At 30.0% G+C, this 13,080-nt stretch carries 15 protein-coding genes; 9 read left to right on the forward strand and 6 right to left on the reverse strand.

Annotated features, from left to right (window positions below):
- Positions 1 to 15: 15 nt before the first annotated feature.
- Positions 16 to 948: a glycosyltransferase family 9 protein gene (locus AC5SLT_RS02060; protein WP_494592312.1), complete on the forward strand. Its 933-nt coding sequence runs from the start codon at positions 16 to 18 to the stop codon at positions 946 to 948.
- Here AC5SLT_RS02060 and AC5SLT_RS02065 read toward each other — a convergent pair.
- Entirely contained in the window at positions 940 to 2,016 is a 1,077-nt protein-coding gene (locus AC5SLT_RS02065) for an AbrB family transcriptional regulator (protein WP_494592314.1), read from the reverse strand. The two genes, AC5SLT_RS02060 and AC5SLT_RS02065, sit on opposite strands and share 9 nt — an antisense overlap.
- A gap of 222 nt (positions 2,017 to 2,238) precedes the next feature.
- On the opposite strand from AC5SLT_RS02065, the gene AC5SLT_RS02070 reads away from it, so the two are divergent.
- From AC5SLT_RS02070 to AC5SLT_RS02080, 3 genes are read left to right on the forward strand one after another with little or no spacing between them, the layout of a single operon-like run.
- A complete protein-coding gene (locus tag AC5SLT_RS02070; protein ID WP_494592315.1) occupies positions 2,239 to 3,219 on the forward strand; it encodes a tripartite tricarboxylate transporter substrate binding protein in 981 nt (326 codons plus the stop codon).
- 29 nt (positions 3,220 to 3,248) lie between these two features.
- Positions 3,249 to 3,719, forward strand: a complete 471-nt coding sequence (locus AC5SLT_RS02075) for a tripartite tricarboxylate transporter TctB family protein (protein WP_011282218.1) — start codon at positions 3,249 to 3,251, stop codon at positions 3,717 to 3,719.
- Positions 3,716 to 5,215 carry a tripartite tricarboxylate transporter permease gene (locus AC5SLT_RS02080; protein ID WP_494592316.1) on the forward strand — a complete coding sequence of 500 codons (1,500 nt, stop codon included), beginning with the start codon at positions 3,716 to 3,718 and terminating at the stop codon, positions 5,213 to 5,215. Before AC5SLT_RS02075 ends, AC5SLT_RS02080 begins: the two co-directional genes overlap by 4 nt.
- Positions 5,216 to 5,230: 15 nt before the next feature.
- Here the strand turns inward: AC5SLT_RS02080 and AC5SLT_RS02085 are convergent, their stop codons facing one another.
- The 3 genes from AC5SLT_RS02085 to AC5SLT_RS02095 are packed head-to-tail and all read right to left on the reverse strand — an operon-like array spanning position 5,231 to position 7,683.
- On the reverse strand, positions 5,231 to 6,040 hold the full coding sequence (locus tag AC5SLT_RS02085) for a class I SAM-dependent methyltransferase (protein WP_494592318.1): 810 nt from the start codon (positions 6,038 to 6,040) through the stop codon (positions 5,231 to 5,233).
- A gap of 6 nt (positions 6,041 to 6,046) precedes the next feature.
- Positions 6,047 to 7,129 (reverse strand): glycosyltransferase family 4 protein, encoded by a 1,083-nt coding sequence (locus AC5SLT_RS02090; protein WP_494592320.1) that lies wholly within the window; start codon positions 7,127 to 7,129, stop codon positions 6,047 to 6,049.
- Positions 7,129 to 7,683 carry a thioredoxin family protein gene (locus AC5SLT_RS02095; protein WP_494578542.1) on the reverse strand — a complete coding sequence of 185 codons (555 nt, stop codon included), beginning with the start codon at positions 7,681 to 7,683 and terminating at the stop codon, positions 7,129 to 7,131. Before AC5SLT_RS02095 ends, AC5SLT_RS02090 begins: the two co-directional genes overlap by 1 nt.
- A 20-nt stretch (positions 7,684 to 7,703) precedes the next feature.
- Between AC5SLT_RS02095 and AC5SLT_RS02100 the strand changes: the two genes are divergently transcribed.
- From AC5SLT_RS02100 to AC5SLT_RS02120, 5 genes are all read left to right on the forward strand, one after another.
- A complete protein-coding gene (locus tag AC5SLT_RS02100; protein ID WP_494578544.1) occupies positions 7,704 to 8,216 on the forward strand; it encodes a gamma carbonic anhydrase family protein in 513 nt (170 codons plus the stop codon).
- Positions 8,217 to 8,290: 74 nt separating this feature from the next.
- Positions 8,291 to 9,394 (forward strand): dienelactone hydrolase family protein, encoded by a 1,104-nt coding sequence (locus AC5SLT_RS02105; RefSeq protein ID WP_494578546.1) that lies wholly within the window; start codon positions 8,291 to 8,293, stop codon positions 9,392 to 9,394.
- A 3-nt stretch (positions 9,395 to 9,397) separates the two neighbouring features.
- Complete coding sequence (locus AC5SLT_RS02110) at positions 9,398 to 9,847, forward strand: hypothetical protein (RefSeq protein WP_494578548.1); 450 nt, start codon at positions 9,398 to 9,400, stop codon at positions 9,845 to 9,847.
- 109 nt (positions 9,848 to 9,956) lie between these two features.
- Positions 9,957 to 10,838 (forward strand): inverse autotransporter beta domain-containing protein, encoded by an 882-nt coding sequence (locus AC5SLT_RS02115; RefSeq protein WP_494592322.1) that lies wholly within the window; start codon positions 9,957 to 9,959, stop codon positions 10,836 to 10,838.
- A complete protein-coding gene (locus AC5SLT_RS02120; RefSeq protein WP_494578552.1) occupies positions 10,838 to 11,515 on the forward strand; it encodes a hypothetical protein in 678 nt (225 codons plus the stop codon). Before AC5SLT_RS02115 ends, AC5SLT_RS02120 begins: the two co-directional genes overlap by 1 nt.
- Before the next feature lie 85 nt (positions 11,516 to 11,600).
- On the opposite strand, the gene AC5SLT_RS02125 is transcribed toward AC5SLT_RS02120, so the two are convergent.
- Complete coding sequence (locus tag AC5SLT_RS02125; protein ID WP_494578554.1) at positions 11,601 to 12,200, reverse strand: flavin-binding protein; 600 nt, start codon at positions 12,198 to 12,200, stop codon at positions 11,601 to 11,603.
- 6 nt (positions 12,201 to 12,206) lie between these two features.
- On the reverse strand, positions 12,207 to 13,073 hold the full coding sequence (locus AC5SLT_RS02130) for an NAD(P)-dependent oxidoreductase (protein WP_494578556.1): 867 nt from the start codon (positions 13,071 to 13,073) through the stop codon (positions 12,207 to 12,209).
- Positions 13,074 to 13,080: the final 7 nt, after the last annotated feature.

A 13,080-nucleotide genomic window follows, 5' to 3' on the forward strand; every position in this document is an offset into this window, starting at 1 on the left:
TAAGTTGTTAGAAATATGTCTAATATTTTAATTATCAAACATGGTTCTTTAGGAGATATAGCCCAAGCTTGTGGGGCAATTCAAGATATTTCTGAAAATCATCCAGATGATCAAATACATATATTAACAACCAAACCTTATTTTGAACTATTTAGAAAAAATCCATTTATTCACAATGTTATTTTAGACAAACGTCTATCAAGGTTTAATTTAATTTATCTATATTTATTAATGAGAACTTTGAAGAAATTAAATATAAAAAAAGTTTATGATTTGCAAAACTCATCTAGAACAAAATTTTATAAAAATATTTTATTTTCAAAAGCAAATTTTAATACTTGGTCTAGTTCAGAAACTACCTTACCGAGTAATATTTCAAAAGAAGAATTTGATAAAAATCCTGTTTTGAATAGATTTGATCATCAATTAAAAATCTCTGGAATTAAAACTGAACACACTATGAAACCTAACTTTAGTTGGGCTGTCATTAATATCAATGAAATTAAACAAGAATTTAAGTTAGATAAATATATTATTTTATTTCCATTTTGTTCAGCTCATCTAACCCATAAAAAGTGGCCCCATTACAATGAGCTAATTGAGTTAATTAAAAATAAATATAAAGACCAAATTAAAGTTATTGTTGCACCTGGACCCTCTGAAATTGTTGATGCAAAAAACATTAATGCCATTTCAATTTTAGATAAAGGTAAAGCTTTAGATATTTCTCAACTTGCAAGCTTGATTAAAGAAAGTTCATTTGTTATTGCAAATGATACAGGACCAGCTCATATGACTGCTCATCTTGGAGTAAAAGGTTTGACTTTATTTGGTAAACATACAACAGCTTTTAAAGTTAGTATTGAGCGAGAAAACTTTAAAGCAATACAGGTTGATGATTTAAATAAATTAAGTGCAGGTAAAGTTTTAGAAAAAATATTAATTTAATTTTTTACCAATAATTTTTAATATTACAGGAACAGTAAAGAGTATCATCAGCAACCTAATAATATGATGAAATGCCACAAAGTTCGGGTCTAAATCAAAAGCAATTGCAATAACTGCTACTTCATAAATTCCCCCAGGAGAAAAAGATAAAAGTAGAGTTAAGAAATTGGTATCAACAAAATATGTTGCAACAATTGCAGCTAACAATCCAAGTGCTACAAGTATTACAGTTGCAATCAAACTATGAAATGAATTACCCGCAACTTCTTTTAGTGATTTATCTGCAAAACGACAACCCACAGAGGCACCTAAAATAAGCAAACAAAAATTTATACTTTCATCTGGTAGTTTATAGGAGGCAACTTCAGTTATTTGTAAAATTCCACTAGCAACTAATGTTCCAGATAATAATGCAGCAGGCACACCAATTTTATCAAATAAGAAAATTAACGATACCGAACCTATTAAGAGAATTAAAAGATGAAAATGGTTTTGATCAAGATAATTAAATTTTTCAATTGTTAGAGCTTCATTTGTTGAATAGTTAACAACAAAAAAAGGAATGACAGTTATTATTATAATTAACCTAATTAAATGTGATGTAGCAACTTGTGATAAGTCAGATTTTTCATGCTCTGCTAATATCATCAAAGGTCCTAAAGCACCTGGGGCTGCTGAAAAAATAGAAGTTTTGACATTATAGCCTGAAAATTTTTGTAAATATTTTGAAACAATTAAAATACTTATTAAAATATAGACAAACATTATTATTGAAGTCCACACCCATTCAGTCATCTGATTGATTAAATTTTGATCGATATAATTCCCAATATGAAGCCCAAGAACTATTAAAATTGAACTTAATGCTAGTTTTGGCATTTTAATTTTTAATCCACTTAATGCTGCAACTGAAACTGCAAGCATAGGACCAAGCATCCACGCTAATGGAATATTAAAATAGTCAGCTACAATTGCACTTGGGATAGAAATTAAAATAACTAATAGAAATTTTTTAGAAAATAATTCTTTAATGTTAAAGGAATTAAATTGAATAGAAGAATTTTTCATTAACAAATATTCTTTTATCACTTACCTATAAAAAAATAAAAGAAAAGAAACTCTCGTAATTAATGATATCTATTTTTTTTATTAATAAAATATTTGAGATAACACTTGCTTATTTCCCAAAGAAAGAAAATCAACGTTAAGTTGCATTCTATTCAAAAACTTGCTTTCATGACCATAGTATAATTAACTGCAAATATTAAAAACTAACAATAGAGGAATATAATGAAAAACATTAAAAAATTAGTTTCAGTATTATTCTCAGTAATTCTATTATTCTCTGCAACAGCAACAAATTCAATCGCAATGGAAAAAATCCATTTCGTAATTGGTGGTGGTGCTGGTGGCGGATGGGATGGAACTGCTAGAGGTACTGGAGAAGCTTTAACAAAATCAGGAATGTTAAAAAGTGCATCATTTGAAAATATGTCAGGTGGTGGTGGTGGAAAAGCTTTAGCTTTCATGATTAACACTCAACCTAAAAATACAATTTTAGTACAATCTACACCGCTAGTTTTAAGATCTATTACTAGACACGAAGGTTATGTTACAGGATCTGGAGTTTTATCTTATAAAGATGTTACACCGATCGCTGGTGTAATTGGTGACTACGGTGCGATTGCAGTTGCAAAAGACTCACCTTACAAAAACTTTAAAGATGTAGTTGATGCATATAAAAAGAATCCAAGCTCTATCAAAATGGCTGGTGGATCAGTAAGAGGAAGTATGGACCATTTAATTGGTGCTTTAGCTTTCCAAGCTGCTGGTGCTAATCCAAATGATGTTGCTTATATTCCTTATGATGCTGGTGGAAAAGCGTTAGCTGGACTTTTATCTGGAGAAACTCAAATTATCTCTACAGGTTTAGGTGAACTTATGGGTGCAAGAGACCAAGTAAGAATTATTGGTATCACAGCTCCTTCAAGAATAGCTGATGCACCGGATGCACCAACTCTAAAAGAACAAGGATATGATGTTCAGTTCGTAAACTGGAGAGGATTTTTTGGACCTCCAAATATGAGCAATAAAGATAAAAAAGCTTTATCTACAATGTTAGGTAAAGTGATGAAAACTCCTGAATGGGAAGCTGTTAGAAAAAGAAATGCTTGGGTTAATATTTATAACTCAGATAAGGATTTTGTTAAATTCTTAGATGCACAAACTGTAGAAATGACAGCTCTTATGAAGAAATTAGGAGTTATATAATCCTTTAGGATTATTTAAAAATTAGAGCAGTGAATATAAATACTACTAAAATTATATCACTGCTCTTTTTTATTTTCTCAGCATTCTATTTATATATTGCGTATCAAATTCAGGTTTTTTCATTTGATGAAAACGCACCTTTTAATGCCAGAACATTTCCAATTTATTTAGGTTATGCAGGTTTATTCTTTTCTGGTTTAAAAATTATTTTACCAGAGCCCAATACTATTAAAGTTAATCATAAAAACTTAGAGTATAAAAAAACAGCTATACTTGTGCTCATAGCAATTATTTATGGAGTAACTATATTAAAAGTAGGTTATTTTTTAACGACCTCTCTATTTCTAGCGTCTTCTTATTATGCGTTAGGTGAGAGAAGGTGGAAGTTAATATTTTTACTCTCTTTCCCTTTTGTGGGTGCTTTTATGTATCTTTTGCATGGAGTGCTTGAAATTTATTTAAGAGATCCATTTTTAAAACTGATTGGAGTTATGGGATGATTGAAGGAATTTTAATTGGTTTAAAAACAGCTCTTACATTTCAAAACATATTTATGGTTATGATTGGTTGTTTTTTTGGAACCATCATTGGAATGCTACCAGGTCTTGGACCAATGACAGCAATTGCATTAATGATACCTATTACTTATGGTTTTGATCCAGCTACTGGATTAATTTTAATGGCAGGTGTTTATTATGGTGCAGTATTTGGTGGATCAACTTCATCAATTTTATTAAATGCCCCGGGTGTTCCTGGAACTGTTGCAACATCATTTGATGGATATCCAATGGCTCAACAAGGTAAAGCTGGAAAAGCATTAGCGATTGCTGCTTGGAGTTCTTTTGCAGGTGGAACCCTTGCTTCAATTTATTTATTATTTCTTGCACCAAGCTTATCTAAAGTAAGTTTATCTTTTAGATCACCAGATTATTTTGCTTTAATGATTTTAGGTTTAACAGCAATTGCAGCTTTTTCATCAAAGGGACAATTTTTAAAAGCAATGATGATGGTTGTTCTAGGTTTAATGTTAGCATCAGTTGGTCAAGATTCTTTATCTGATATTTCAAGATTTACTTTTAATAATATGAATTTATCTGATGGGATAAGTTTCGTTTTAGTTGTAATGGCAACTTTTGCTATGAGTGAAGCCTTAACAATTATTTTAAAACGAAATGATCCATCTGCGGTCGCCAAACAAGTTTCATTAACAGAGCTTGGTTCAATTAAAATTAATAAGGAAGAAAGAACCAAAATGTTAAAAGCTATTCCTCGAAACTCAGTTATTGGTTTTTTAATTGGTGTTTTACCCGGAGCTGGTGCAACTATTGCATCATTTCTAGCCTATGGAATGGAAAGAAATTTTGTTAGTGATGAAGAAAAAGAAAAATTTGGTAAGGGAAGCGTTCATGGTTTAACTGCGCCAGAAACTGCAAATAATGCAGCATGCTCTGGAGCTTTTGTGCCACTACTAACTTTAGGAATACCTGGAAGTGGAACAACCGCTGTAATGCTTGGTGCTTTATTAGGATTTGGAATTCAACCAGGGCCTAGACTTTATATAACTAATCCTGAAATCTTTTGGTCAGTTATTATGTCTATGTATATTGGAATGGTAGTATTACTTATTCTAAACTTACCCTTAATACCTTACATAGCAAGAATACTTGCAGTTCCTAAAAATTATTTAATTCCACTTATTTTATTTTTTTCAATTACGGGAATTTACGTAATGTCATTTAATAATTTTGATATTTATTTAATGATTGGGATTGCAGTTGTTGCAACTTTTATGCGCTTATATGATTTTCCAATGCCACCACTTATATTAGCCTTTGTTCTTGGAGGATTAATGGAAGAAAATTTAAGAAGATCTTTATTAATAAGTGATGGTTCTTGGACTTTTTTATGGGACAGACCTCTCACTACATCAATTATAGGAATAACAATACTAATTGTTAGTTGGCAAGTTTATAAAACTGTATTTAAAAAGAAATAACTTATCTATTTTTCTTTAAAATTTTTTAGTAAATAAAATATTAGTATATTTAATATTTTTAAGATTTAATTTTTCAAAATTTTTAAAAGAACAAGTATGGGATGTATTTTTTTCATTTATTTCAGTTTTAAAACCTTGGTTTTCAAACATTTTTTGAATAAAATGTAAGTTAAAAAAATAAAGGTAGAATTGCTTTGGTAAAAAATTTAATTGTTTAACTACTATTTTCTTTAATGGATTATTATCTAAAAAAAACCATGTTGCAGAAAAAAAAATATATCTCTTAGTTATTAGCAAAATTTCTTCAATAAAGTTTTCATAGTTATCCATATACTGTAATGTGCTTCCAAAATATACAAAATCATAATTATGATTTTTTATTTCATCTAAACTATTTAAAATTTTTAAATTATCATAGCCATATTTTTTTTTAATAGAATTAATAATTTGATTAACCTCAGGAAGATTGATTATAAAATAATTTATATTTTTAAATTCTTTAGAAATATCAAGGTAAAAATCCAATTTATCACCACCAATATCAAGAAAATTAAATTTTTCACTAGTGTTAAATTTTCTTTTTAATAAACATTTTAAATCTAAAAATGTATTAAATGATAATTCATTATTCTTATTATATGATCTAATAATTTCCTCTTGATAATCAATTGAATTTAAAATGGGATGGTTTTTTTTTGGTAAAGATTTTTTATTTGTTGGAATAAAAGTAATTCTATTATTCTTTAAGAGTTTTTTTTTAATGAAACCACCCAAATAGTTAGATAGAGGTAAATTATAAATTATATTAATTATTGAATATTTCATCTTTTATTAGTTTAATATTTGTTTATATTTCTCTAAAATTTTATGCCAGTTGAATTTTATAGAATTTTCTCTAGCAGATTTTCCATATTCTAAATATTTCTTATTTTCTAACATTAAGTTAATTGATGAATACACTTCATCTAATTCATTGCCATCACATATTAAACCTGTTTTCTCATGTTCGATTGCATCTCCAGCACCCCCATCTTTTCCTCCAAGAGAGGGCAATCCATATTGAGCAGCTTCAACATAAGCTATCCCAAATCCTTCAACAGATTTTTTATGAACAATAGATGGCATTACAAAAATATTAGATTTAGCAACTAGTGCATTTTTTAATTCATTAGAAATATCTTTAAAGAACATCACTTGAGGTTGAAGACCTAGTTCTGCTACTAATTTTTTAATGTTTTCCTCTTCATCGCCGTAACCCACACAAATATAGACAATACTAGGATAAATCTGTTTTAAATTTCGAAGCGCCATGATTACTTTTTCATGGTTTTTTCTTTTATCAAATCTAGAGACAGTAATTAATCTGGGAGATTTATGTTTTAATAAATTCTCTACTTTATCTAAAGTTTTTTTATCTAATTCTTCAACAGGATCAACACCAGGATTAATAACTACAATTTTATCTTGGTGAACACCTAATGAAATAGCTAAATTTTTAGTATATTCAGAATTTGCAACAATGGTTTCAACACTATCTAAAACCTCCAATACTCTTTTATTAAGAGAGGTGCCTTTTTCATGATTAATTTCTTTACCATGGATTAAACATATCTTTTTTTTATTAGTTTTAAGATGTTCTAAACTTTTCCAATGATCAGCAATAATACCATCAATTTTATTTTCTTTAATAATTTCATTAATCAATTGAGCTTTTCTATATTTTCTAAGAAGTTTTATGCCACCAACACGCTCTATTGAAAAAGAAACTTGCTCATCAAATAATTTATGATTTTCATGATAATCAGCAAATACTTTTATCATGTAGTGTTTTGAAAGTTCGTTTGCTAAACCCCACATTAAATTCTGCATACCTCCAACTTCTGGAGGGAACGTTTTTGTAACTATTAGGTACATTAATTATCTAACCATTTGATACTACAGCCAATACTTGGAATTTGTGTTTCAGGACCTTTGCCAGTCTCTGCAATTTGTTTCATTGCACTATATAAATCACTATCCCCAGCTCTTACTGGTTTTAAATTATCCAATTCTCTTATACGACCTCTGTATTGTAATTCCAAATTATTATTGTATCCAAAAAAATCAGGAGTGCATACTGCATCATAACTTTTTGCAACATTTTGAGTTTCATCAAATAAATATGGAAAATTAAATTGATGTTTTCTTGCAAATTCAATCATATTTTCAAAACTATCTTCAGGATAATTTACTGGATCATTTGCTGAAATAGCCACAGCTTTTACCCCATGTTTTTCTAAATTTTTGCAATCTTCAACAATGTCTTTAATAACTGCTTTTACATAAGGACAGTGGTTACAAATAAACATAACCAAAGTTCCATTTGTCCCTTTAACATCATTTAATTTAATAATTTCGTTATTAGTGGACTTTAATTCAAAGCTTTTAGCTGCTTGTCCGAAATCACATATTGGAGTTTTTAACGGCATGTTATAATAATATATAAGTTATGTTTTATGATTTGGAAGATAAAAAAGTTAAAAATTTAGGTGATAATTGGTCTGCATCTAATGCATCTATTATTGGTGATGTAACTTTAGAAAAAAATACCAGCATTTGGTTTAACGTTACCTTAAGAGGGGATGTTGAAAATATTCATATCGGTGAAGGTTCCAATGTTCAAGATGGCAGTGTATTACATACCGATCCTGGTTACCCATTAAAAATTGGTAAAGATGTAACTATTGGTCATTTAGTAATGTTGCATGGTTGCACCATTGAAGATAATTCTTTAATTGGAATTGGTGCTGTTATTTTAAATGGAGCAAAGATTGGAAAAAATTGCATCATAGGAGCTAATGCTTTGATCACAGAAAACAAAGTCATCCCTGATAATTCTTTAGTTGTTGGATCCCCAGGTAAAATTGTAAGACAAGTCTCAACTGAAGAGGTAAAGTTAATTACTGAAAATGCAATTCATTACCAAGATAATTGGAAAAAATATTCTAAATCAGTATTTTAAAACTCAAAATAGGTTTTTGTTTATTAGACATTTGAGTTTTAAATAGTTAACTTATATTGGGTTTTTTATAATTTATGAAAAAAATATTTTTAATTTTAATTGTAATTTTATTTTCATCATCTGCTTTTGCAGATCATGATAAATACAAATGCTCTAAAAAAGAATCTATTTTATATGGTGCAGATAAAGTTTTAAAAGATGGGGAGATAATCGCATTGCCTTCTTACACAACAATGGGTTTGTATAACGTTTTAAATGAAAAGTATTTGTTGAACCCAGTAACTGTAACAGGATATTTAGCTTTTCCAAAAGGTACTAATAAAGCTCCTGTAGTGATTATGACTCATGGAAGCGGAGGTGCTGGATCATTATTTACTAATCCTTATTATGTTAAAGCGCGTAAAAATCTTCTAGAGGCTGGGATTGGAGTAATGTTGATTGATAGCTTTTGTAATAGAGGCACAAAAGATACATGGAGAGATCAATCTAAGGCGACGATGGTTAGTCAAGCAATAGATACTATGATGGCTTATCAATTTATAAAATCTCATCCAAGATCAAATGGAAAAATTGGAACTAATGGTCACTCAAGAGGTGGTACGAATTCTTTACTTGTTGCAGATGTAAAATTTACATCAAAATTTTTAGAGGGATCAAATGGATTTGATGCAATACTTCCAGAGGCTGCAGAGTGCAGAATGGCTGGATTGTTTAAAAATGCTGAACTTACAAAGAATACAAAAATGCTTTATGTCCACGGTGAAGATGACGATTTAACTTTAGCAAAGCCATGTGAAGAATATGTTAAAAATATTCTGGCTAAAGAAGGACAAATTGAAATTGATATTAAATCAGGCTGGGGTCATGATTGGCATTCACCATATAAACCTCAAAAAGTTAAGGCAATGGTTATGCCTACATGTCCTGCAAATTACGTTGATGATAATGGTGTTGTTATGGGCAAACTTGCTGACCTAGGTTTAAATAAGTATAAACTTTTTAATAGTTGGGAGGAGTACGGTGAAGCTGCTGCCACAGAACCTAAAAAAACTTTTAAAAAAATGTTTAAAATTTTAAAAGGTGAAAAATGTTTAAAAAGAGGAGCTCATGTTGGAGGAAATCATGGTGATGAATATATGCCTCAATTTATAAATTTCTTTAAGAAAAATCTTTTATAAATCATGGTTAAAGGGATAGACAATGAATTATTATATTTTATTGTTTCTCATCATATTAACCATTTTCTAAATGTAAAAAAGATGGTGAAACATGATTATGAAAGTCACATGATCTTGTCAGTAGTATATACACATTTTCTCTATCAAACTATCACTTCAGGAAAGTCACTTAGTTGGACTGAAGTTTTTGATGAGACAGAGACTGAAGATCACAAGATATTAATGAAAGATAAAAAATTGACAATCTTTGCAGTTGCAGAAAATCTATCCATGCCTCAAGAAACGGTTAGGAGGAAATTAGAAAAATTAATTAAAAAAAAATTATTAGATTATTCTAAATCAGAAGGGCTAAGTTTAGGTAAAAAATTTAAGGAAACGATTGAACCATTAGGAAAAATAGACACTGAAGATTGTTTAAAACTATATAAAAAATTCACTAATCAACTTAAATAAGACTTAAAAAAAAGTATCACCCTCAAAAAGTAAAGTTTTTTCAACAAAAAAAACCTATTTTGAGTTATAAAATATTTGTTTTTTAAGTTATTTAAATTAAGCAATGATAATGAAAGTTTTAGTAATAATATTATCACTATTTATCACAACTGTAGCTAATGCTAATGAGTTGGAGAACACACTTAATAAAGTGTATGACAAGGGTTCAGATGCTGCAGAGAATTATATTAGTAATCTTTTAGACGGCCCAGGAGACACAGAAGTTTCAATAGGAACAAAAAGAAATAATAAGCCAACAGGCTCTATTATGATTGTTAGACCAATGAGCGTGGAAGAAGATAGTGTTCTTTTCTATCAGGCACAGCTTAATAGCTATCATGTATTTGGTGATGATAGGCAATCTATAAATTATGGAATTGGTAAAAGATTTCTTTCAGATGATAAGAGTACTTTTTGGGGAATAAATACTTTTCTAGATTTAGATATCGAAACCAATAGTAGACTAGGTTTTGGTACAGAATTTAGAGCTTCAGCTTTTGATATCAATGGAAATTATTATTTAGATGCACAAGGTGGAGGAAATAAAGTTGGCAATAATACAGAAAGAGTTTTAGATGGATATGATTTAAATATTACGGGACAAGTTCCATATACGCCTTGGGCTCATATTACTTTCAATCACTATGAATGGAAAAAAGAAAAAGGGTCAGAAAATTCAAAGGGGAGTATTTATACGGCAACAATGGATTTATCTAATAATTTAACTATTGAAATTGGAAGAGACGATAATAATTTAACAAATTACAGTAATTTTGCAAAACTTATATACGTTGCTGGATCAAAAAAAAGACCTAATGCGGAGGATGGATTTTCAAGTGAAGCATTTCAAAATTCAGATGTTAGTAAAGATATGTTAACAAAAGTAAAAAGAAGCAACATAATAACTCTAGAAGTTGAAAGTAGTGGAGTAGTATTGGTAAACGGAAACTAATGAAAAAAATATTTTTAATTTTATTATTTACTTTTTTAATTCTTAATAAGGGTTATGCAGCTACCGCAACTGGAGAAGCAACAGAATATGAGATTACTATGAAAAAAGTTGAATTATGTTCGGATGCTACTTGCACCACACCTATCACTGTTGGTGAAAGAGATATGGCAGCTGATATTGCAGCAGCAGATGCTGGTGCTACTGTTGGAAATTATGCCTCAACTGCAGGAATACCTAGTGGAACTTATTCACACATTAGAATTACAATTTCTAGAACAATTCAAATTACAGGTACAGTCGTAATTTCTGGTTCAAGCTCTTGCTTCACTGACGGAGGAACAGATAACGTGGCTGATAATTTATTGGTAACAACAGCAACTGCTGCATCATCAACAGCAATGTATCTTGTAAATGATGATAAATATGAGGTTGGTACTGGTACTACTGACTCTGAAAATATTACCATAGGATACACAAATCCTACATACGCATCTTCAATGAGTGTATCAGGTGATAACGCAGTCATGATTTATGAATTAACTGAGCCTTATACTAGATTATTAAAAGCTCCTGTAATTAAAGTAGCGTTTAACACAGAAAATGCAGTTGGATGTGAAGACACAACAACAGACGTTATGTGGATTGAAGAGCCTTACGTTTCTATAACAATTCAGTAATTTATTTTAATAAATCTTGTAATTTATTTTCTTTTTCTAAAGCCCTAACATCATCTACATTTGGAGATGTGAAGACTTCTTTTTACTAAGGAACTAACCAACAATCTTTATTATTTTCTAAATCAAACTTAGCACGACGGTGACCTTTGGCTGCTAAATAAAGCCACTCCATGCTTTTAATTTTACATTGAATAACAGTAAAGTTTTTATATCCAACTTCACTTTGCTCCATCGTAAATTCAAAATTATCCAGTTCAGGCTTTAGTCCTGAAGTAGGGGTTTTGGATAATGTTCCTGGTCCGTTATCTACTAAATAACACTTTCTACTCATATGACCTGTTTTTAACCAAGACTGTTTTGTAATGTCATTTTCATGATTAATGGTGCATTCAACTTTAAGTCTAACTTGGATCTTTTCTTCCTTGTCATAAAAAAGCATTGCTGCGTTTTTATTTGATTTTAATTTAGCAATTTTATTAGATCTAATATCACTATGGTATTGGACAAGATTATTTGTTTCATCTGATTTTCTAAGAACTACAATTCTTCCATCAAAGTCATCTTGACCACCACAAATAAATACAGGAATTCTAAAAGGAGACCCTCTATCCTTGACAGCATTGTCCAACATTGACCAGATCTTATTTTTGATCTCTTCAAAATCTTCGTAGTATGCTGGTTGCATTATGGCTTATTTACTAAGTCTTCTAATCAAACTAGAAGTATCCCAACGTTTTCCACCCATCTCTTGAACTTCACCGTAATACTTATCAACGATTTCAGTTACTGGTAGTAGTGAGCCATTATTTTTAGCTTCATCCATTGCAATTTTTAAATCTTTTCTCATCCAATCAACTGCAAAACCAAATTCAAATTGATCATCAATCATTGTTTTGTATCTGTTTTCCATTTGCCAAGATTGAGCAGCACCTTTAGATATAACCTCAATTACATCTTCCATATTTAATCCAGCTTTTTTGCCAAAGTTAATTGCTTCTGATAAACCTTGAACTAAACCTGCAATACAGATTTGGTTAACCATTTTTGCTAATTGGCCATTACCAGCACCACCTAATAATTTCATTTTTTTGCTATAGCAATCAATAATGTCTTTTGCTTTATCAAAGTCAGCTTGTTCGCCACCTATCATTACCGTTAGTGCACCATTTTCAGCACCAGCTTGACCACCTGATACCGGTGCATCTAAAAATCCCCAACCATGTGCTTTAGATGATTTATATAATTTTCGTGCAATTTCAGCTGAAGCAGTAGTGTTATCAATATGAATAGCTCCCTTTTTAATTGTGTTATATATTCCGTCTTTACCAATTGTAACATCTGATAAATCATTATCATTACCAACACAGGTAAATATAAAGTCAGCACCCTCAGCAGCTTTTGCAGGTGTGTCTGCTTTTGACCCTTTATATTCTGCAACCCATTTATCAGCTTTTGCAGCAGTTCTATTATAAACAGTTACATTATGACCTGCTTTTGATATATAACCTGCCATTGGATAACCCATGACACCTAATCCTATAAATGCAACATTGCTCATAATTTTT

The organism is Candidatus Pelagibacter sp. PS_11 (genome assembly GCF_059417975.1).

Coding starts and splice junctions, on each gene's coding strand:
- AC5SLT_RS02060 (WP_494592312.1), top strand. CDS start 16: ATGTCTAATATTTTAATTATCAAACATGGTTCTTTAGGAGATATAGCC.
- AC5SLT_RS02065 (WP_494592314.1), bottom strand. CDS start 2,016: ATGAAAAATTCTTCTATTCAATTTAATTCCTTTAACATTAAAGAATTA.
- AC5SLT_RS02070 (WP_494592315.1), top strand. CDS start 2,239: ATGAAAAACATTAAAAAATTAGTTTCAGTATTATTCTCAGTAATTCTA.
- AC5SLT_RS02080 (WP_494592316.1), top strand. CDS start 3,716: ATGATTGAAGGAATTTTAATTGGTTTAAAAACAGCTCTTACATTTCAA.
- AC5SLT_RS02085 (WP_494592318.1), bottom strand. CDS start 6,040: ATGAAATATTCAATAATTAATATAATTTATAATTTACCTCTATCTAAC.
- AC5SLT_RS02090 (WP_494592320.1), bottom strand. CDS start 7,129: ATGTACCTAATAGTTACAAAAACGTTCCCTCCAGAAGTTGGAGGTATG.
- AC5SLT_RS02095 (WP_494578542.1), bottom strand. CDS start 7,683: ATGCCGTTAAAAACTCCAATATGTGATTTCGGACAAGCAGCTAAAAGC.
- AC5SLT_RS02100 (WP_494578544.1), top strand. CDS start 7,704: ATGTTTTATGATTTGGAAGATAAAAAAGTTAAAAATTTAGGTGATAAT.
- AC5SLT_RS02105 (WP_494578546.1), top strand. CDS start 8,291: ATGAAAAAAATATTTTTAATTTTAATTGTAATTTTATTTTCATCATCT.
- AC5SLT_RS02110 (WP_494578548.1), top strand. CDS start 9,398: ATGGTTAAAGGGATAGACAATGAATTATTATATTTTATTGTTTCTCAT.
- AC5SLT_RS02115 (WP_494592322.1), top strand. CDS start 9,957: ATGAAAGTTTTAGTAATAATATTATCACTATTTATCACAACTGTAGCT.
- AC5SLT_RS02120 (WP_494578552.1), top strand. CDS start 10,838: ATGAAAAAAATATTTTTAATTTTATTATTTACTTTTTTAATTCTTAAT.
- AC5SLT_RS02125 (WP_494578554.1), bottom strand. CDS start 12,200: ATGCAACCAGCATACTACGAAGATTTTGAAGAGATCAAAAATAAGATC.
- AC5SLT_RS02130 (WP_494578556.1), bottom strand. CDS start 13,073: ATGAGCAATGTTGCATTTATAGGATTAGGTGTCATGGGTTATCCAATG.